Here is a 20,984-nt window from a genome sequence, read left to right on the forward strand (position 1 = left end):
GATTGAAGACAATCTAAAATTTGTTTTTATCTTCTCCTTTATTTTTCATTATGCACAAGACTGTTCTTGTTCTTTTGTCCACTGTCCTAAAGCCGCCAAATGGTTCATGCGCGCACGATGATAAAAAGCCTTTTGTGCCGCAGCGCTTTGTTCGGCTTTTCCACCCCATGCTTTCAAAGCTGCAGCTTGTAGCGCACGTCCATAAGAAAAAGTCAATTTCCAAGGCAATAAACCAAAACTATTCATAGCAGACAAATGCGCTGTTGCTTCTTCATCGGATTGCCCTCCAGAAAGGAAAGCAATTCCTGGAACAGCAGCAGGAACAGTTTGTTTTAGAACACGAACTGTCTTTTCAGCGACTTCATCAACGGAAGCCTTGCGTGCATCCTTGCCATCAATAACCATATTAGGTTTTAAAATCATGCCTTCCAAAAGAACACGTGCTTGAAATAATTCTTCAAAGACTCTTTTTAAAACTGTTTGTGTTACTTCAAAACAGCGAGCAATTGAATGCTGACGCGACGGACCATCCATCAAAACTTCAGGCTCCACAATTGGCACGAGTCCAACTTCCTGACACAAAGCAGCATAGCGTGCCAAAGCTTGAGCATTTTGATTGATTGCACCCCTTGTTGGCAAAGAATGTTCATCAATTGCAATCACCGCACGCCACTTAGCAAAACGCGCACCCAACGCATAATAATCCTTCAATCGCTCACGCAGACCATCCAATCCTTCTGTAATTGTTTCCTGAGGAAAAGCAGACAAAGGCTTAGCCCCTGTATCAACTTTAATGCCTGGCACAGCACCAGTATGACGAATGAGATCTGTTAACATTTGCCCTGTTGATGCTTTTTGACGAATTGTTTCATCAAATAAAATCACACCAGAAATAGCCATTTCCATTGCTTCTTTTGCTGAAAACAACATTTCACGATAAGCCCGACGATTTTCTTCGGTAGATTCGACACCAATGGTTTGGAATCGTTTTCCAATCGTTGCTGTACTTTCATCGGCTGCTAAAATGCCTTTTCCCGGACGAACCAGAGAAACTGCAATATCTTCAAGACGCTCACTCATAATCAAGCTCCTCTTTTTCCACGCTATAAAATCAATAACCGATCAGCCCATTTGCTGAAGTCATCGGATGCTTTTCCCTTCATACATGCTGAAGAGCGAGAATTCCAGGAAGACCTTTCCCTTCCATCCATTCTAAAAACGCCCCACCTGCTGTTGAAAGATAGGTAAAATCATTGGCAACACCTGCGTGATTTAACGCAAAAACTGTATCTCCTCCTCCAGCAATGGATACCAATTGTCCCTGCTGACTGCGTTCTGCAACATACCGTGCAACTGTCACCGTTCCCTGATCGAAGGGAGACATTTCAAAAACACCAAGTGGACCATTCCAGACAAGCGTTTTTGCCTTATCAATTGCTGCTTGAATATGTGCAATAGAACGAGGACCAATATCCAAGATCATTCCTTCTTCAGGAATATCCTCAAGAGCATAACACTGATGCGGTGTTTCTTTTGCGAAATGAAATCCAACAATGACATCCAAAGGTAAAAGGAGTGTACAGTGATTTTTCTGTGCTTTCTCAATGATTTCTTTTATTGTTGTCATCAGCGTTTTTTCACACAATGATTGACCAACAGAAACACCTTGTGCTGCTAGAAAACTATTGGCCATACCACCGCCAATAACCAAATAATCAACCTTTTCAACCAAATGATTAAGAACAAAAAGCTTACTAGAAACCTTAGCCCCTCCAACAACCGCTACCACTGGGTGCATCGGACGATCCAAACCCTTTTCTAATGCCCGCAATTCTTTCTGCAACGCCCTCCCTGCGTAAGAAGGTAAGAGATGTGTAATCCCTTCTACTGAAGCATGAGCACGATGAGAAACAGAAAAAGCGTCATTCACATAAAGGTCCCCATTGTGCGCTAAAGCTTGAGCAAAAGAAGGATCATTCTTTTCTTCTCCCGGATAAAACCGCACATTTTCAAGCAAAAGAATTTGCCCCTCTTGTACTGTATTGACTGCTTTTTGAGCGACCTCCCCTATACAATCACTTGCAAATAAAACCGACTGATTTATGATTTTTTCGAGCACCTCAACGACAGAACGCACGGTAAATTCTGGAACAACTTGTCCTTTGGGACGACCACAATGAGACAGGATAATAACCTTAGCCCCACGCTTTTGAAGTTCAACAAGTGTGTCTTTATGGCCTTCAATCCGGGTTGCATCACACACTTTCCCGTTCAATATAGGGACATTAAAATCCACCCGCACCAGCACGCGTTTTCCTGTTACATCAACATCATCGAGTGTCTGAAATTCCATAACTGTTTTCTCTTCTTCTTTATCCTTGAAAACACTCTTCTTTCCCTTGGCGTGCACTTTTAGCTCACTGTTCATCAGTTCTTTATATATTCAAAGCCTTCATAGCACTCCTTCACCATTTTTCTTGCGCTAAAATATTTTTTGATGCTCCTCAAAAACATCAGATTTTTTTCAAAACACCCTCTTTTTTATGCGACAACAAGGATCAAAAATCCTTCTTTCACAATGTTTTGGCAAAAGCAACAGCCGTATCACTCATCCGATTTGAAAAACCCCACTCATTGTCGTACCAAACCAAAACGCGACACAATGTTCCATCAATCACTTTGGTTTGATCATTCTGAAAAATTGCTGAATGTGGATCATGATTAAAGTCACTACTCACAAGTTTTTCCTCTGTATAATCCAAAATTCCTTTTAGAGATCCTTCAGCAGCCATCCGAATAGCCGCATTAATTTCTTCAACAGTCGTAGAACGCTTAGCAGTAAACGTTAAATCCACAACAGAAACATTGGGTGTTGGAACCCGCAGTGACACACCATCTAACAAACCATTTAGTTCTGGTAAAACTAATCCCACTGCTTTAGCAGCTCCTGTTGATGTGGGAATCATAGAAAGAGCTGCAGCACGCGAACGATAAAGATCTTTATGCATTGTATCTAAAACAGGCTGATCACCGGTATAGGAATGAATCGTTGTCATAAACCCTTTTTCGATTCCAATTGCTTGATGGAGCACTTGTGCAACGGGAGCCAAGCAATTCGTTGTACAAGAAGCATTCGAAACAACACGATGCTCTTTGCTCAATGCCTGATGATTGACTCCATACACTACGGTTAAATCAGCCCCTTCAGAAGGTGCAGAAACCAAAACACGCTTTGCCCCTGCATCTAAATGAAGACACGCCTTATCACGCGCTGTAAAACGCCCCGTACATTCGAGAACAATATCAATATCTAAAGACTTCCACGGCAATTGTGCCGGATCACGTTCAGCGATCACTTTAATCGCACCACATCCAACATCCAAACTATCCCCCACCACCTTCACAGGAGCAGGAAAACGCCCATGAACGGAATCGTAGCGCAATAAGTGCGCATTTGCTTCCACCGATCCTAAATCATTAAGCGCCACAATCTGAATATCTTGGCGTTTTTTTTCAACGACAGCCCGTAAAATATTACGTCCAATCCGTCCAAATCCATTAATTGCAACGCGAACACTCATATCATCACTTCCTTATTAATCTCTTCAAGTTTTTCTTTAACAATTGCCACTACAGCCTCACAGGTAATGCCAAAATGCCCATAGAGGGCATCACATGGCCCACTGACTCCAAATCCCTCCATTCCAACAAAGACTCCATCACAGCCAATAAAGCGCTCCCACCCTTGTTGAATAGCTGCTTCAACAGCAATTTTAATTGGAGCATCACCAATGAGTGCCTTTTGATACGCAGCAGATTGTTGTGCAAATAATTCAAAGCAAGGGACAGAAACCACCCGTGTTGGAATCCCACTTTCTTCTAAAACAGAGTGCGCTTTGACAACAATATGCACCTCTGAACCAGAAGCAAAGAGTGTAACTTGAGCATCATCACTGGCTGTTAATAATTCATATGCCCCAAACATACAGAGATTTTCTTTTATATATTCTTGACGGACAAGAGGTAAATTTTGCCGACTTAAAGCCAAAGTAGAAGGTGTTTTTCTTGATTTTAAAGCCAATTGCCAACATTCGAGTGTTTCAACAGCATCCGCTGGCCGGAAAACAAAATGATTCGGCAACGCACGTAATGTTGCTAAATGTTCTACTGGCTGATGGGTAGGACCATCCTCACCCAAACCAATTGAATCGTGGGTCATGACATAAATAACCCGCAATCCCATAAGAGACGACAGGCGCATTGCAGGACGCATATAGTCTGAAAAACATAAAAAGGTCCCACCATAAGGAATAAAACCACCATAAAGTGCAAGACCATTCATCATCGCACCCATAGCATGTTCACGAATTCCATAATGGAGGTAGCGTCCTGAAAAATCCTCTGCAGAGATAGCTTTCATCTGACTTGTTTTGGTATTATTAGATCCAGTAAGATCAGCAGAACCACCAATTGTTTCCTCAACAACCTCATTGATAACTTCGAGCGCCATTTCAGAGGCCTTACGGGTTGCAACAGCAGGGCATTCAACAGTCAATTTTTGTTTATAAGCATCAACAGCATTTTCAAAATTTCCGATTAGATCACCACGCATCAATCGCTCAAACTCAACCCGCTCTGCAACAGATAAAGCAAGAAATTTCTCTTCCCATTTTTTTCGTTTTTTTGCAGCATTCAAACCAGCCAAACGCCAACTATCAAGAATATCAGCCGGCACAACGAAGGGTTCTTCTTCCCACCCCAAAGCTTTACGGGTTGCATCAATTTCTTCTGCTCCTAAAGGAGAGCCATGAACCTTATTCGTTCCACCTTTATTAGGCGCTCCAAAACCAATCGTTGTTTTACAAGCAATTAACGTCGGTTTACAAGAAGCTTGTGCCGCTTCAATAGCCCGCGTTAAAGCAGCCTGGTTGTGCCCATTCACTTTGATAGTATTCCAGCCAGATGCTTTAAAACGCGCTATTTGATCTGTACTATCGGTTAATGAAATAGCCCCATCGATCGAAATATCGTTATCATCCCAAAACACAATCAGCTTATTGAGTTTTAAATGTCCTGCTAAGGTTATCGCTTCTTGAGAAATCCCTTCCATTAAACACCCATCTCCCACAAGAGCATAAGTATAATGGCAAATTAACTCCCCAAAACGGGCATTGAGCAAGCGTTCTCCCAATGCCATTCCGACAGCATTCGCAAGCCCCTGACCGAGAGGACCAGTTGTTGTTTCAACCCCAGCGACATGTCCATATTCTGGATGACCGGCGAGCTTAGATCCTATTTGGCGAAAATTGCGCAAATCCTCACAAGAGACATCCTCGTAACCAGAAAGATACAAGAGAGCATACAGTAACATTGACCCATGCCCTGCAGATAAAACAAAGCGATCACGGTTAGGCCAATGTGGATCTTTAGGATCATAGGCTAAAAATTTTGTGTAAAGAACAGTAACAATATCCGCAGCTCCCATTGGTAAACCGGGATGACCAGAATGAGCAGCTTCAATTGCATCAATAGCAAGAAAACGAATGGCATGGGCCATTTGATTTTGTTGTTCGTTATTTGTCATAAATAATAGACCACTTTTTTGTAAAATTTACTTTTATCTTAATCATTCTTTATGCCGTTCTTATGCCGGTTAATTCTTAAAATACGCGCACACTTTGCACCTATACCTCATATCAACTAAAAGAACATCCTTCCTTATCATCCTTATGCACACCACACTTCTGCCTATAATGTCAAATAATCCAGTTTTTAATTCACATCAATCTTCTGCTTTGCTTGCTAAAATAGCCTATATCTTTAAAAATGAAAAAGATGCAAAAAGAATATAAGTGATTCGTTTTTGCATAAATGACTGTTAAGGAATGCACTCATTATGAATCAAGAGACTGTTATTTTACCACAAGCTCTAGAACAATTGGAAAAAGCACTCAGAAATTTAGAAGTTGCTGTTATCAATCACAATACTATTATTGATAAAAGCAACGAATGGGAAGAAGAAATTCAACGAATGAATGCGGATCGTAGTCGTCTTGCTCAAGAACTTGATAAATCCGAAGCGCAGACGGAACGATTGACCATAATCAACAAGGACGTTTCTAAACGTCTGATTAAAGTTATGGAAACAATTCGTGTTGTAGTTGATCGATAAAGGTTTAAAAAATGGAAACCGTTTCTGTCACGATTGATGGCAAAACTTACCGTATGGCCTGCGATGCAGGGCAAGAAGAATATCTCATTCAGCTCGCTGCTAAATTGGATCAATATATTGCACATCTTAAAAAAAACTTTGGGGAAATTGGTGATCAGCGTCTCTCCCTTATGGCCGGTATTATGATCATAGATGAAATGGAAGAAATAAAACGAGAAAATAAAAAATTACAAGAAAGTTATAAAGCTCTTCTCGAAGAAAATAAGAAAAAAGACTGTATGATGGATAAAATTATAACAGAAACAACGAAAAGAATTGAAAAGATCACCTATCAATTACTCAAAGACAATAAAGAGGAATCTTCTCTACAGGAATAAAACAAAATATATGCTTATCTGGATCCTTAAACGACCGTACTAACACATAAACAAAGGACCCAGTGAGCCTCCTCTCAACCAAGAGAAAAGACTTTATTTCCTTTAACACTCTTTCATATTTAAGAATTAAGCTTTTTATCGTAGCTTTAAAAAGTTTGTCATTCATGAAAACAGATCCAAATATCAGCAAGAAAAAAGCGACTGACACTTTATGCAACGATATATTTTATGATGAAGATGACGGTTTTGAAGGTGCAAGTGTAGGAACAGGAATAGATACAGGTGAAGAAAGAGGCTCAGCAGAAGGGACAAACAGGGGCACAGATGTAGCCGCCTTAGATGGTGAAGCGTTAGATATAGGGGTGGGTTTGAGTACACTTGAATCGTGCGATACAGGCTTATCGGTCAGCTGCACCATCCAATTGGTTTGATCACCGGTATCAATTTCTTCAAACTCAGCTCTTTGAAACCCTCTTACAAAACAATTATGAATACCTTCAATCGTAAATTGGCTATCTTGGACACACATCATAACTTTCCCTACCCCACTCCCTTTTTTTCGCGTGTTTTCGAAATATAAATAATAAAATCGTGATGCAAGGGGGCCATCGATCAAAGTTTTACACTCTGTTGTTGGAACAATCCACCAACCTTCAGTAACCCAATTTGAAACTGTACGATAGCCAATAGCAATACCGACAGACTCTTGCGTTGTATTACAAACGCGAAAATCAGCTTTCGCACACTCAAAAGCAGAGAAGAAAAAAAGAATATTGAAGAACAAAACTCTAAACTCTTTTAGCACAGTCCTTGCTCCTTATCTTCGTTTTAAAATTCATAAGTTCACTTTCACAAGGCAAATATTGAAAATAAAATATCCATTTTTCTCTTTTTTCAAAATTATAGCACTCTATATATTTCTTTCTATCTCTTTTTTACTCCTTGATCTCTTTATCTCAATGTAGACAACTCGTTTATACAAAAAATTAAAATCAATAGATTAAAAAAAAACGTAGAGCTTGACTCTCTACCCCTTCTTAAGGCATCCCCAATAAGGGTTTATTATCAACAGTCCAATAAACAATATATATATTCGGAGAGAATACGATGAGCGATGTGATTGATACCACACAAGCTATATCCGTTAATCAACTGCGTAGTTTTATCGAACGGATTGAACGGTTAGAAGAAGAAAAAAAAACAATTTCTGATGACATCAAAGATGTGTATACGGAGCTTAAAGGATCTGGTTTTGACAGTAAAGCAGTCCGCAGCATCATAAGACTCCGCAAAAAAGAAGATCACCAACGAATTGAAGAAGAAGCAGTAATCCAACTTTATAAAGACGCCCTGGGGATGACTTAATCAGTGAGACATTTTTGTTCTATTTCTTCACGTAAAAGCTCAAGTTCTAACCATTCTTCTTCTTTTTGCGCACAGAGCTTTTTCTTCTCTTCCAGTGCTATGGATAAATCTTCAAAACGATTTTTGTCACAACAATAAAGCGCTGGATCAGAAAGAGAATCTTCAATTTTCTTGATTTCATTCTGCAAAACAGTAATCTGTTCCGGTAATTTTTCCAAAGCGTATGTTTGCTTATAGGATAATTTACGGGGTGCTGTTTTTGTACGTAATGATGTTTGTTTTTTCTGCTCCAGAGTTGTTAATTTTTGCGACTCTTTACGCAAAGGAAGCGCAGCTTTTTTTATTTGCACCTCCATATCACTATAGCCCCAGCATATAAGATCCAATGACCATCCCCTTGAGGCGCTAAAATATGAGATACAGTTCGATCTAAAAAATCTCTATCATGACTTACCAGCAAAACTGTTCCAGGAAAATCAGTAATAAATTCTTGTAAAAGATCAAGTGTTTCCATATCAAGATCATTGGTGGGCTCATCTAAAATCAAAAAATTTGCAGGTTGGGACAAAAGACGTGCCAACATTAAACACGCTCTTTCACCGCCTGACAACTCCTTCAGCGGCGTGCGTGCTTGTTCTGGTAAAAATAAAAAATCTTTCATATAAGAAACAACGTGTTTCTCTTGCCCATTAATTAAAAGAGTATCGCCTCTGCCTCCCGTTAAATACTGCGCTAATGTTTCTTCTTCATTGACAGTACGCTGTTGATCAAGCAAGGCCATCGATAAATTATATCCCCGCTTTATGATTCCATGATCCGCAGGCTCCTGCCCTATTAAAACAGAAAGCAATGTCGTTTTTCCAATACCATTTCGGCCAACCAAGCCTACCCTGTCCCCCCGTTGAAGACGCCATGAAAAATCCTTAACGAGAATACGATCCCCATAAGATTTTGAAATCTTCCTCGCTTCCAACACAAGTTGCCCAGATTCTTGACTTTTAGACGCCTCAAATGAGGCATTTCCGAGAGGTCCTTTATAGGTCTGAGAACGCTGACGCAATTCCTTTAACGCTCCTAATCGCCGTACATTGCGCTTACGTCGTGCAGTAACTCCATAACGCAACCATTGTTCTTCTCGTTCAATCTGACGGTTCAATTTATGCTGATCACGCGCTTCTTCCTCGAGCACTTTATCACGCCATTTTTCAAATTCAGAAAAAGGCTTTTCAACCCTTTTAGCTGTGCCCCTATCAATCCAAACTGTTGAACGCGTCACCGTTTCCAAAAACCTCCGATCGTGCGAAATAACCACAATCGCTGATCGTAAAGAACATAACATACCCTCTAACCATTCGATCGTTGGTAAATCAAGATGATTGGTTGGTTCATCCAACAACAAAATATCGGGTTGCACTGCAATTGCTTGTAATAATGAGAGACGACGTTTTTCTCCTCCAGAAAGGGTTTCTCCTTTTTCTGTACCCGAAAAACCAAAATTCCCCAAAAGAGTGTTGACCCACTGCCTATCGTGAGTCTCATTTAAACCAGCTTGTATATAAGCATTAACATCATCAAATCCTGAAAAATCAGGGTTTTGCGACACATAATGGACCGTCGCCAGAGGGTGGCGAAAAACCTCGCCTCCACTCGGCTCTAATAATCCAGCAGCAATTTTTAAAAGCGTCGATTTTCCACACCCATTACGGCCCACAAGAGCTATACGCTCACCTTGACCAATTGATAAACTCACCTGATCGAGTAAAGGATGCCCTCCAAAGGTTAAGAAAATACGATCAAGCCGCAGAAGTGGAATAGCCATTCACATGATTAATGGCAAGGAGCCTGATAACGTTGTCCTCTTTGATCAGTATAAGTGCACAATTGTGGTATCTGATGTGGTGTCTGATGAGTACAAGGTGCTTTATACACATACCCTTTTCCATCACGATAGGTGCATAAGCCAGACTGTTGAATCACTTGCTGTTGTACCATTTTCTTTTGATTTTTTCTTTGAACTGCAGCAACACCTGTTACGGTTCCTGCAATAGCACCAACAGCCGCACCTGTCGTTACTGCGCCAAGTTTTCCACCATCAAGCGCTGCACCAGCTAAAGCACCCAATGCAGCACCTCCAACACCATATTCTGTAATTTTTCGTTCAGACATTGTACATGCTGTTGAACTCAACCCAACAGCTGCAATAACTGCCATTGTAAAAACTGGTTTTAACATATTAAACCCTTTCTTTTTCTACTTTTCTTTTTCTACTTTAAAGTCTAAAATCACGTTATACTATTATATCAGTCCCCCTGATTTTCCTGCTCCTGCTTTTTTACTTATCTCATACATATAAACGACTTGCCTTACACAGACAAAAAGACTCTATGAAACAGGTATAGACGCTAATAATATAGCTTTACCAGAATACAAATAACAATAAAAAGTTCCACAAATACGGTTAGAGAGTGTTAAAGAAGATCCAAAAGGCACATTTTTGTCTAACAATGGCCATTTAACCCCTGACATTGTTAAACCTTGTAAATCAGAAAATCCAATAATACTAAACAAGCATCCATTCGGCAAATCACAAGAAAAAGAGTTTGATATGATTGGCCATCCTTCTTCACAACCACTGGTCAATAACACTGAAATGCCTTTCTCTGCCATTGCTATTGCTTGAGTCATATGAGATAAAGTATGATCACTTCTTTCTCCTCCAAAAGCACCACATAAAATAAGTCGTTGAGCACCTTCCTGTAAAGCGCGCTCACAAGCTAATGCGCTATCGGTTGCGTCTTTATCAGAAGGAAAAAATTCCTGTGCAATATGGCTATATTTCTGCAATAAATCCTGCTCAGAAGAATCAAAATCCCCTAACCACAATTCGGGGACAACGCATAATACTTCAGCATGACGTATCCCCCCATCAGCAGCAATGACGCGACTGTTACGAATTTGATCACGTAAACGTTGCGTAACGCAAATGTCGCCATTTAATAATATTGTAAATGTTTTCATGCCATATTATGCCTTGTATAAAACGTCCTTTAATATATTACTGCTATAGATTATAATCATGAAAACATCTCAAGAATCCTTATAAAAATTCTTAAATATAAAGTGCAAACAAAATCTTAAAGCTGAAAGTTGAAATAATAAAAAATGAAAAAAGCAATGATTCAAGGATTCAGATTTTTTCCAAAAAAATTCTTTTCTTACCACACAATTTATAGAATATTTTTCGTAAGCTTCTCTCTTTTCCTTGTCGCATGCCAAATAAAATTTAAAGGGAATAATCACTTACATCCTTTAGATTTCCCTATAAAAACGACTCATTCCAACAACAATGATGTTTATGCCACATTGGGTGCTACACAACATCCCCGCATTTTAAAAACTTATGGTCAGGAATATAATAATCCAAAACTTGAGCGTATGTTAGCAAAAATTATAGGAAAACTCGTTGCCGTTTCACACAACCCCAATCAAACCTATCATGTTACAATTTTAAACTCAGCCCATGTAAATGCATTTGCGTTACCTGGTGGCTATATTTATGTAACCCGTGGAATGCTAGCACTTGCTAATGACTCTTCAGAAGTCGCTGCTGTCTTAGCACATGAAATAGCGCATATTACGGCTAATCATGGTATCTTACGCCTACAAAAAAAAGTAGAATTGAAATACACGAACAACACGTCCTCACATGTTGAATTATCCTCTGACATGAAATTGCACAACACTGTAAAAACAGAACAAACTCTGGCTCAATTTTCAAAGAATCAGGAACTTGAAGCTGATGCCATTGGAATTGAAATGCTCCATCATGCTGGATATGATGCATTTGCTTTTCCACGCTTTTTGCAATCCATGGAAGCTTATAAAGCTTTTCGCAACATCTCCGGAACAACGAATGATTCATTAGACTTTTTATCCCACCATCCTACAACCCCACAACGAATTCGCCTAGCTATTAATAAAGCATATCAAATAAGCGCATCTGATCCTAAGACTAAAAACACTGATCGTGATACCTTTCTTAAGAGCCTTGATAACATGATTTTTGGAGATAACCCTGAAAAAGGATATATACGAGAGAATAAATTTGTCCATCCAAAATGGGGCGTCACTTTCTCAGTTCCAACCAATTTTACCATAAACAATTCTTCTCCAGCTGTCATTGCAAGTGGTCCAGATAAAATTGCTATTCGTTTTGATGCCATCCCTTTTCCAACAAACATATCTGCAAGCGATTACTTGAAAAGCGGTTGGGTTTCTGGACTTGATGAAACCTCTGTTCAACCAATAATAATTCAAGGCTTACCTGCTGCCCATGCCCATGCGACTAATAAACAATGGCAATTTGATATAGTTGTTATTCCCATCAAAAATCGTGTTTTCCGCTTTCTAACAGCTGCCCCTCATCATTCCAAAAATTTTGAAGCTATCGCAAAAAATACAACCGAAAGTTTTCACACCCTTTCTCCTCAAGAGCTGAGGAAATTACCCCCTTTAAAGATTCATATCGTCCGCGTTGAACAGAAAGATACAATTTTAAGCCTTTCGGATAAAATGCAAGATACACCACACAAAGAAAAACTCTTTCGGGTGATTAATGGACTGTCACCAACACAAACTCTTCTTGAAAGCTCATATGTTAAAATCATTTCTGAATGAATGCAGAAAAATATTTTTGCTTCCTCATTCAACAATGATAATTTTAATTTTTTTCAAAGAAGCACCGAATACTTATCCTATACTTGATAAACTTCTGCAGAATTCACTGTTAACAAAGCACACCGAAGTTTTTGCAAAGCCCGCACTTCAATTTGGCGTACACGTTCTTTTGAAATCCCCAATTTTTCACCAAGCACTTCTAAGGTTGTGCCCTCTTCATTTAAGCGGCGAAAACGAATAATTTCGAGTTCTCGTTCATTGAGAATTTGTAAAGCCTCATGAAGCCATTGCGCCCGCCGTTGCCCATCAATTGCTTGCTCAATCACAGAATCAGGGAGAGGATGATCATCTATTAAAGAATCCATTTTAGCAATTGGAGTTTCACCGTTCTCAGAAATAGAAAGACTTAATGAATTATCCGTCCCAGAAAAACGGAAATCCATTTTTTCAACATCATTCACTGAAACCCCAAGCTTTTCAGAAATCGCACGAAAAATTTCTTGTTTGGTCAAAGTATTATCATCTTGCGCTAATTTAGCACGCAAACGTCGAAGATTAAAGAAGAGTGCTTTTTGCGAAGAACTCGTTCCTCCCCGAACAATTGACCAGTTCCGTAAAATATAATCTTGAATAGAAGCCCTTATCCACCATGTCGCATAGGTGGAAAAACGTACTCCACGATCAGGATCAAAACGCGCAGCTGCTTCTAAGAGTCCCACATATCCTTCTTGAACTAAATCACCTAAGGGCATTTTAAAACGTTTAAAACGGCTAGCAATTGAAATAACTAAACGCATATGAGCCGCTGCAATTTGGTGCATAGCATTATCATCACGTTTATTTTTCCATCGCAGTGCTAAATCATGCTCCTTTTTTCGTTCAAGATAGGGCGCCTGCTTCGCAGAACGCATCATATTGCGACCCAAACTTGTGTCAGTATTATTATAATTTTTACTGCTTTTATACACAACATGTGAATGACTACTCATAATAATCCCTTGCGATTAAAATTATTTTCTAAGTTGTTTTGACAACGACATCATTATTTGCTCTAATAAACTTTAAAGTTGTTTATTATTACGAATACTACTTTAACGTGTATTTTTACAATCGCAATTGTTTTTTTATTTTGACGACACAACTTATTTCTTCACGCATAGGTTTTTACACAGCAAATGCCTGCAAATGCTTGCTTTCACCACATAACTAAATGAAGAAAAAAAATTAAAAAGGATAAATAAAAGAGAAATTAGTGTCTTTTATCACTCACTTTAATTGTGAAATAAGAGAGAAATTTTAACATTATTGCCTATATTTACAATTAAAAGTTGTATAGTTGTCTTGATAAGACAATATCGAAAATTAAAATACCTACAAAAAGACAATAAGAACACATTGAAGCAAGCATAATAAACATGCTAAAATGCTAAAGAGAATGCAAAATGGTCTTATTAAGAATAACCTTTTACCCCATAAAACTTTGAGAAAGAAAATGATCATGGAGAGCGAAATTATTCAAAAGGATGATGTTCTTATTGAAAAAAGTGGAAGTGGTAGATTTGAGGGGTTTCGTTTTTATATCAATAAAGGCAACACAGATACAGATAAAGAAACTGATGAACAAAACAATATCAATAACGAAAGTTTAATTGCTGCCTTTACGAAACGTGCAACACGTTTTTGTGCTGCCGCTAATGGGGATTTTACACTCAGTTCCGATGGGATTATTCGCTGGATTGGTCAACCTGTCGGACAACTCATTGCAACAACAGATATTTTAAAGCCCAAAGTTCTTCTCTTAGCAGATGCACAACTAACAGGCGAACCTCGTGATCAAGTAATAGCGCGATTAGAGCGTTTTGTAATCTTTCATTTTGAAACAATTTTAAAACCGCTCTTAGATTTACGCAATGCTGATCATTTGACAGATTCAACAGCTAAACTTGCTTCACAACTTTTCGATTCTTTAGGCATTTTACCCCGTCGTAGTGTTGCCAAAATGGTTAAAAATCTTGACCAAGAAGCACGGGGAAATCTTCGACAGCTCGGCATTCGCTTCGGTGCTTTTAATATCTATGTTATGGGAATGCTCAAACCAGCACCGATCCAAGCACTCACACTGCTTTGGTGTCTCCAAAATAAAGACAGTGATCAAACAGGATTAAATGAAATATTAGCTGCTTTGAACAACGGACGAACTTCATTTGTTGCGGACCCAACATATAACCCCACATTTTATCGTTTAGCGGGTTATCAAGTTCTAGGCAAACGTGCCGTACGTATTGATATTCTAGAACGTCTTGCCAATCTTATTCGCCCTGCACTCCATTGGAAACCAGGATTAGAGCCAAAACCAGACGGCGCCTATGATGGTAAAAGTTTTTTTGTGACTCCAGCGATGATGTCTACTCTTGGAGCCAATGAGACTGATATGGAGGAAATTCTTAAAGGACTTGGTTATCGATCGAATCGTTACGATAATTCTGTGCTTACACAAAATCTCGCCCACCAAGATTTGGCGCATAATGGCTCAAAAACAAGGACACTGTTTCCTGAAGCAGAATGTGTAGGTGATCTTTGGAAAACAATACAACACTCCAACACACCCCAAGCCGAAATAAAAACGGTTTCTTCTCTTGAACAGCACTCTTGTGCTACAGATTGTCTACCAAAAGCTGAACCCGTTGGTGATTTTGCCAAACACATACAAAATAAAGCAGAAAATAAAACTATTTTATTATGGCATTATCATTTTCAACAAACACAACATAATCGGAAGCGTAATAGCTCTCAACAAAAATGGCAAGAGAAGAGCCAAAAAACTTCCACCCCAGGAAGCAATACACTCTATAAAATTTCTCAAGAAAAACCTTTAAAAACTCAACATTCTTATAAATATAATAAAAAGAAAACGGCTTCCTTACACAATAAATCATCGCGAACACAAAATCATGATTCCAATTCACCTTTTGCAAAATTGGCTGTGCTGCGTGATCAACTTAAACGTGATAAAGACGCACGCTTATAAACCCTTTTTAAAGATCACTAAGACAGAAAATGGAGTTTGATCTTGACCTACGTTGTAACTGACAATTGTATTCAGTGCAAATATACTGATTGCGTTGAAGTTTGTCCTGTTGACTGTTTTTATGAAGGTGAAAACATGCTTGTTATTCACCCTGATGAATGCATCGATTGTGGTGTCTGCGAGCCAGAATGCCCAGCTGAAGCGATTAAACCAGATACTGAACCAGGACTCGAAAAATGGCTAGAACTCAATCTCCGTTATGCAAAGAAATGGCCTAATTTAATGACAAAAAAAGATCCACTTCCCCAAGCAAAAGAAATGGATGGTATTCCCAATAAACTAGAAAAATGTTTTTCAGAAAATCCAGGAAATGGCGAATAATACCTCATCTTCTCAACAAAAGATCTTTCCAAAAGTTTAAACCATTGTATGGGTATACAAAATTCTTAAGAGAAATGATTGATTCTTTTGAATTTTTATGTTAACAAAGTCTTAACATAACTATTTTGCTAAGCATTTTTTTGGCCTTAAAGTACTTAGCTTCAACGCTCAACTCTAAAGATATTTAGCTTTAAAGCATTTAATCCGTTTGCCAATATTATTATTGGCCATAAAGGGAGTAAACTAAAATATGGCACCCCCACGAAATACCTCTTTCAGTGCTGAAGATTTTTCAACTTCTGAGTATATCGTTTACCCTACCCATGGAGTAGGTCAAATTATGGCGATTGAAGAACAAGAAGTTGCAGGACATAAATTAAAACTTTTTGTAATCCACTTTGCTAAAGATAAAATGGATGTAAAAGTGCCCGTTGCAAAAGCTCTTTCTACTGGAATGCGCAAATTATCTACAGTTGATTCTGTGAATCGTGCTTTTAAAATTCTTCAAGGAAAAGCACGCATTAAACGCACTATGTGGTCACGACGTGCTCAAGAATATGATACTAAAATTAATTCAGGAAATATTATTTCTATTGCTGAAGTTGTTCGCGATCTATTTCGTTCAGCTCTACAACCTGAGCAATCTTATTCAGAACGTCAACTCTACGCTATTGCTCTCGATCGTATGGCCCGTGAAATTGCTATTATCAATAATCTCACCGAAACAGAAGCAATAAACTTAATAGAAAAACACCTCGATAAAAAGTCGAAATGCGATTTTAAAAATGAGATTGATGAAGGAAATAATGCTGTTTACGCTGCGTAATCTCCTGAAAAATTTTGCCTTATAACAAGATAAATTGGTAAAAAGTCAATTTTTAATTATTCCTTGATCTGCTTCTTAAGCTTTCATCCTTTGCAATTGCAAGCAGAAGGATTTCTTTTAATATATCAACGTCGCAGTCGCATACACACTATAGTCTCTCTTTTTCTGAGAGACTATAGCTTTATAAAGTAGATTGTAAACACAATAAAAGCTTTTATGATAAAAACAATGAACTGTATAAACTATGAAAAAGCTTCCGGTTCATTTAATCCGGATTACAGAATTTGCGATCAACTTGATTATTGACATCTGATAGACAATTGATCTTGAGCAAACAAAACCGAACGCCTACAATCTTCTGTTTTCAAATCAATATGATGAGGACGGCGCAACTCGCCAGAACTTTTATTATATATAATCGCTACAAAAACAAAAAACTTCCCTTATCAAAAGAACAAGCAGTTAACTGCAAGGAATGCGGAAAAGCCCTTTGTTGACTAAACTCAGGAGACAACAGGAACAATAAACTTATGTGGTAACTGAGAGAAAGCTTATTCTTTAGCAGGCAAAACCGAACGCCCACGATACATACCTGTTTTCAAATCAATATGATGAGGACGACGCAACTCGCCAGAACTTTTATCCTCGATATAAGTTGGTGCTTTAAGGGCATCAGCCGAACGGCGCATACCGCGTTTAGACGGAGAAGTTTTTCGTTTAGGTACAGCCATAACAGGACACTCCACACTCATCAACACAGAAGCGCTAATGCTCAAAATGACAACTTCTGTCAACAATAAAATAAAATTCCATTTCTTTATACATTGATTATAATCTTTTGACCAGACTTTTATATAATTTTTTTATTTTTCTTTTCTAACAATTCTCACTCTTCTTTAATGAAGACAGTGTGTATAAGCACGTGAAAAACGAATTCGTTTTTCAATAAGATGAGTTAAAGCTATAAAATTATCGATTGGTTGATATGGATTACGCCAATAAGGATTAGGTAAGCTTGCCACAAGAGCAGCAGCCTGTTGCACAGTTAAATTTCGTGCAGACTTTTGAAAATAATAAAAAGCGGCAGCTTCTATTCCATAAATTCCTGGCCCCCATTCTGCAACATTCAAATAAATTTCTATAATTCGTTTTTTTGATAAAATAACATCAGCCATAACAGAATAAGGAATTTCTATAATCTTGCGGATATAAGATCTATTAGACCATAAGAAAAGATTTTTAATCACTTGCATATTGATTGTTGATCCTCCTCTCAAAGGTTTTGAATCTGTTTTTAAGATATCGATCAACATAGCCCAATCAACGCCAGAATGATGACAAAATCGCCCATCTTCGGACATAATAACTCCAGATGGAACTGAAAATGCAATATCAGACAGTGCAACCCATTCACGCTTGTATTTTTTATCACTCACCCAATCACGAATCATTAAAGTAGAAATAGGGTGAACACAATCCAAACGATAAATGAACAACAAAATAATTGGACATAAAAATAAAAACACAAGAAAACTGATCAAATAACGCATTCGCCCCATCGCCATCTTTTTCTTTCTTTTTATTTTTTTACAAAATTTAAGAGTGTGAAAATAACCGTTTTATTCTTTATTTTTTTATCATAAAAAGAACCTTATCATTTTGCAAAGAAGAAAGGAAGAAATGATGCATGAATTCACGACTCTTCTTGCAAAACATGCGCAGAATGTTGAAAAGCGACTTGATATACTTCTTAGTCATAAAGCCAAAAATGATGAAATTACCCGGCCTGAAATTCTCATCAATGCCATGCGCCATGGTGTTTTGAACGGCGGCAAACGCTTACGTCCTTTCTTGGTAATTCAAAGTGCTGCTCTTTTTGATATCTCTCCTGAAGACTCTCTTGATATTGGTGTCGCATTGGAATGTATTCACTGTTATTCACTCATTCATGATGATCTTCCTGCTTTAGATAACGACACACTCCGACGTGGACAACCAACTGTTCACATAGCTTTTGATGAAGGCACTGCAATTTTAGCAGGGAATGCGCTTCTCACTTTTGCCTTTGAAATCATTGCCCATAAAGCCTGTTCCTTTTCTTCAAAAACGAGAATTGAACTGATTACAGCTCTTACACAGGCTGCAGGTCTCGGCGGTATGATCGGTGGACAAATGCTCGATTTAGAAGCTGAAAAAAAACCACAAAATGAAAGTGCAACGATCACTTTACAACAAATGAAAACAGCTGCTCTTATCCGTTTTGCTTGTCAAGCAGGTGCTATTATGGGTCGAGCCTCCAAAACATTAACGCATAAACTAGCCTCCTTTGGGACACATATTGGCTTAGCTTTTCAATTGACCGATGACCTTCTTGACCTTACTTCTCATACAAAAATTCTTGGAAAAACTGCAGGGAAAGATCAAATAGCCAACAAAGCAACACTCATCAATCTTTATAGCCTTGACGAAGTTAAAAAAAAACGAGATGAACTTATCACAAAAGCAGAAGAGTTTCTTCTTCCTTTTGGAGCAAAAGCAATCCCATTGAAACAAGCAGCACACTTTATTGCAACACGTAAAAATTAACACTTCCCATTTTTTGGGGATCATCAATAAAATAAAAGCAAGTAGAACGAAATAATTGTTTTGTATCACCCATACCAAAAATACACGTCAATATATTCTTCTAAAATTTCTTCAAATATCTCAGCAATTGAGAACAAAGCAGAGGGAACAATATACTCCTCTTCTATCCATTATGTCCCAAAACGGGTATGAATATACTCTTTTAAAATCGCTTCAAATTCTTCGGCAATATGAGGACCGCGCAAAGTCTTTACTTTTTTGCCATCAATAAAAACAGGAGCCGCTGGATTTTCTCCCACCCCAGGTAAGGAGATTCCAATATCGGCATGTTTTGATTCCCCTGGTCCATTAACAATACACCCCATAACAGCAACTTTTAAACCTTCAACACCAGGGTATTTATTCCGCCAAATTGGCATATTTTTGCATAAATCTGCTTCGATTTTTTGTGCTAACTGTTGAAAAACCGTCGACGTTGTCCGACCACATCCTGGACACGCAGCAACCACAGGAACAAACTGCCGAAATCCCATAACTTGCAAAAGTTCCTGACAGACCTTTACTTCTCGCGTTCGATCACCGCCTGGCTCAGGTGTTAATGAAATACGAATTGTATCACCAATTCCTTGTTGCAATAAAATTCCCAAAGCCACAGATGAAGCAACAATTCCTTTTGTCCCCATGCCCGCCTCTGTCAACCCGAGATGAAGAGCATAATTACACCGTTGTGCCAACATAGTATAAACAGCAATGAGATCTTGTACATCACTCATTTTAACAGAGAGAATAATATATTCCCGTCCTAAACCAGCTTCTTCCGCTAAAAGAGCTGAATGAAGTGCCGATTGAACGACAGCTTCCCGAATAACTTCAGTAACAGACAAAGGCTTTTCCTGCCGAGCATTTTCATCCATAAGCCGTGTTAATAACACATGATCCAGTGACCCCCAATTCACCCCAATCCGTATAGGTTTACGATAATGGCATGCCATCTGGATAATTTGAAGAAATTGCTTATCCTTTTTTGCACCAAAACCAACATTGCCAGGATTAATGCGATATTTTGAAAGCGCTTCTGCACAAGCAGGATAATCAGCCAAAAGCGTATGGCCAATATAATGAAAATCCCCTACCAATGGTACAAAAATACCCAACCGTTCCAACCGCTCTCGTATTTTAGGAACAGCCGCTGCTGCTTCATTCCGATCAACAGTTATTCGAACCAATTGAGATCCTGCACGCCAAAGAGCAGCAACTTGAGCAACCGTCGCATCAATATCAGCCGTATCCGTATTGGTCATAGACTGAATAACAATTGGATTCCCGCCCCCAATCATAATATCACCAACCGCAACCGCAACAGACCGATGACGCTCTAAAGGTTTAGATAAATAATGTGCTATATTCATCAGCTCTTCAAAACTTTCAAAACTTGAACTTATCTAGCCTTATGGTAATACGCACCATAGCACAATTCAAAAGAATGGATTCATGAGAAAATTCTTTCAAGAGTCTCTCTTTTTAAACATCAAAAACCAACGCTCAACAGAGATTCAGAAAGAAAATGCAACC

Annotated in this window: 18 protein-coding genes and 2 pseudogenes; 9 read left to right on the plus strand and 11 right to left on the minus strand. The window is 38.6% G+C overall.

Features of this window, described 5'->3' with window-relative positions:
- Positions 1–48: 48 nt before the first annotated feature.
- The 4 genes from BA1379B_RS05485 to tkt form a co-directional block, all read right to left on the minus strand.
- Positions 49–1,080 carry a class I fructose-bisphosphate aldolase gene (locus tag BA1379B_RS05485; RefSeq protein ID WP_035006547.1) on the minus strand — a complete coding sequence of 344 codons (1,032 nt, stop codon included), beginning with the start codon at positions 1,078–1,080 and terminating at the stop codon, positions 49–51.
- A 79-nt stretch (positions 1,081–1,159) separates the two neighbouring features.
- Positions 1,160–2,353 carry a phosphoglycerate kinase gene (locus BA1379B_RS05490; protein ID WP_035006782.1) on the minus strand — a complete coding sequence of 398 codons (1,194 nt, stop codon included), beginning with the start codon at positions 2,351–2,353 and terminating at the stop codon, positions 1,160–1,162.
- A gap of 220 nt (positions 2,354–2,573) precedes the next feature.
- Positions 2,574–3,581, minus strand: a complete 1,008-nt coding sequence (gene gap, locus BA1379B_RS05495) for a type I glyceraldehyde-3-phosphate dehydrogenase (protein WP_078674007.1) — start codon at positions 3,579–3,581, stop codon at positions 2,574–2,576.
- On the minus strand, positions 3,578–5,584 hold the full coding sequence (gene tkt, locus BA1379B_RS05500; protein WP_078692480.1) for a transketolase: 2,007 nt from the start codon (positions 5,582–5,584) through the stop codon (positions 3,578–3,580). The genes gap and tkt overlap by 4 nt, the downstream gene beginning before the upstream one ends.
- Before the next feature lie 312 nt (positions 5,585–5,896).
- On the opposite strand from tkt, the gene BA1379B_RS05505 reads away from it, so the two are divergent.
- A complete protein-coding gene (locus tag BA1379B_RS05505) occupies positions 5,897–6,172 on the plus strand; it encodes a DUF4164 domain-containing protein (protein ID WP_035006542.1) in 276 nt (91 codons plus the stop codon).
- Positions 6,173–6,183: 11 nt separating this feature from the next.
- Positions 6,184–6,549, plus strand: a complete 366-nt coding sequence (locus BA1379B_RS05510) for a cell division protein ZapA (protein ID WP_035006540.1) — start codon at positions 6,184–6,186, stop codon at positions 6,547–6,549.
- A 340-nt stretch (positions 6,550–6,889) separates the two neighbouring features.
- Here the strand turns inward: BA1379B_RS05510 and BA1379B_RS05515 are convergent.
- A pseudogene (locus BA1379B_RS05515) lies at positions 6,890–7,354 on the minus strand (DUF1036 domain-containing protein); the annotation flags it as partial.
- Between the two features lie 302 nt (positions 7,355–7,656).
- On the opposite strand from BA1379B_RS05515, the gene BA1379B_RS05520 reads away from it, so the two are divergent.
- Positions 7,657–7,914 carry a DUF2312 domain-containing protein gene (locus tag BA1379B_RS05520; protein ID WP_035006538.1) on the plus strand — a complete coding sequence of 86 codons (258 nt, stop codon included), beginning with the start codon at positions 7,657–7,659 and terminating at the stop codon, positions 7,912–7,914.
- Here BA1379B_RS05520 and BA1379B_RS05525 read toward each other — a convergent pair.
- Positions 7,911–9,733, minus strand: a pseudogene (locus BA1379B_RS05525) (ABC-F family ATP-binding cassette domain-containing protein). The gene BA1379B_RS05520 and the pseudogene BA1379B_RS05525 overlap by 4 nt on opposite strands.
- A gap of 4 nt (positions 9,734–9,737) precedes the next feature.
- Here BA1379B_RS05525 and BA1379B_RS07160 point away from each other — a divergent pair.
- Positions 9,738–9,962, plus strand: coding sequence for a GvpL/GvpF family gas vesicle protein (locus BA1379B_RS07160; RefSeq protein ID WP_153300835.1), 225 nt, complete (start codon positions 9,738–9,740; stop codon positions 9,960–9,962).
- A 334-nt stretch (positions 9,963–10,296) separates the two neighbouring features.
- Here BA1379B_RS07160 and BA1379B_RS05535 read toward each other — a convergent pair whose 3' ends face one another.
- Positions 10,297–10,932 (minus strand): thiamine diphosphokinase, encoded by a 636-nt coding sequence (locus tag BA1379B_RS05535; RefSeq protein WP_035006532.1) that lies wholly within the window; start codon positions 10,930–10,932, stop codon positions 10,297–10,299.
- A 156-nt stretch (positions 10,933–11,088) separates the two neighbouring features.
- On the opposite strand from BA1379B_RS05535, the gene BA1379B_RS05540 reads away from it, so the two are divergent.
- A complete protein-coding gene (locus BA1379B_RS05540; protein WP_078692481.1) occupies positions 11,089–12,591 on the plus strand; it encodes a M48 family metalloprotease in 1,503 nt (500 codons plus the stop codon).
- Positions 12,592–12,668: 77 nt separating this feature from the next.
- Here the strand turns inward: BA1379B_RS05540 and BA1379B_RS05545 are convergent, their stop codons facing one another.
- Positions 12,669–13,580 (minus strand): RNA polymerase factor sigma-32, encoded by a 912-nt coding sequence (locus BA1379B_RS05545; RefSeq protein WP_035006531.1) that lies wholly within the window; start codon positions 13,578–13,580, stop codon positions 12,669–12,671.
- A 503-nt stretch (positions 13,581–14,083) separates the two neighbouring features.
- Between BA1379B_RS05545 and BA1379B_RS05550 the strand changes: the two genes are divergently transcribed.
- From BA1379B_RS05550 to BA1379B_RS05560, 3 genes are all read left to right on the plus strand, one after another.
- Positions 14,084–15,619, plus strand: a complete 1,536-nt coding sequence (locus BA1379B_RS05550; RefSeq protein WP_194284894.1) for a hypothetical protein — start codon at positions 14,084–14,086, stop codon at positions 15,617–15,619.
- Between the two features lie 42 nt (positions 15,620–15,661).
- Positions 15,662–16,000, plus strand: coding sequence for a ferredoxin FdxA (gene fdxA, locus BA1379B_RS05555; protein ID WP_035006529.1), 339 nt, complete (start codon positions 15,662–15,664; stop codon positions 15,998–16,000).
- Between the two features lie 250 nt (positions 16,001–16,250).
- Positions 16,251–16,826, plus strand: a complete 576-nt coding sequence (locus BA1379B_RS05560; RefSeq protein ID WP_035006527.1) for a CarD family transcriptional regulator — start codon at positions 16,251–16,253, stop codon at positions 16,824–16,826.
- A gap of 551 nt (positions 16,827–17,377) precedes the next feature.
- Here the strand turns inward: BA1379B_RS05560 and rpmF are convergent.
- Together rpmF and mtgA are read right to left on the minus strand one after the other, a co-directional pair.
- Positions 17,378–17,557, minus strand: a complete 180-nt coding sequence (gene rpmF, locus BA1379B_RS05565) for a 50S ribosomal protein L32 (RefSeq protein ID WP_035006774.1) — start codon at positions 17,555–17,557, stop codon at positions 17,378–17,380.
- 165 nt (positions 17,558–17,722) lie between these two features.
- Positions 17,723–18,391, minus strand: a complete 669-nt coding sequence (mtgA, locus tag BA1379B_RS05570; protein WP_035006525.1) for a monofunctional biosynthetic peptidoglycan transglycosylase — start codon at positions 18,389–18,391, stop codon at positions 17,723–17,725.
- A gap of 118 nt (positions 18,392–18,509) precedes the next feature.
- On the opposite strand from mtgA, the gene BA1379B_RS05575 reads away from it, so the two are divergent.
- Entirely contained in the window at positions 18,510–19,412 is a 903-nt protein-coding gene (locus BA1379B_RS05575) for a polyprenyl synthetase family protein (RefSeq protein WP_078692482.1), read from the plus strand.
- A 170-nt stretch (positions 19,413–19,582) separates the two neighbouring features.
- Here BA1379B_RS05575 and ispG read toward each other — a convergent pair whose 3' ends face one another.
- Positions 19,583–20,821, minus strand: coding sequence for a flavodoxin-dependent (E)-4-hydroxy-3-methylbut-2-enyl-diphosphate synthase (gene ispG / locus BA1379B_RS05580; protein WP_078674012.1), 1,239 nt, complete (start codon positions 20,819–20,821; stop codon positions 19,583–19,585).
- Positions 20,822–20,984: the final 163 nt, after the last annotated feature.

Origin of the sequence: Bartonella sp. A1379B (assembly GCF_002022485.1) — a bacterium.
GTDB lineage: Bacteria > Pseudomonadota > Alphaproteobacteria > Rhizobiales > Rhizobiaceae > Bartonella > Bartonella rochalimae.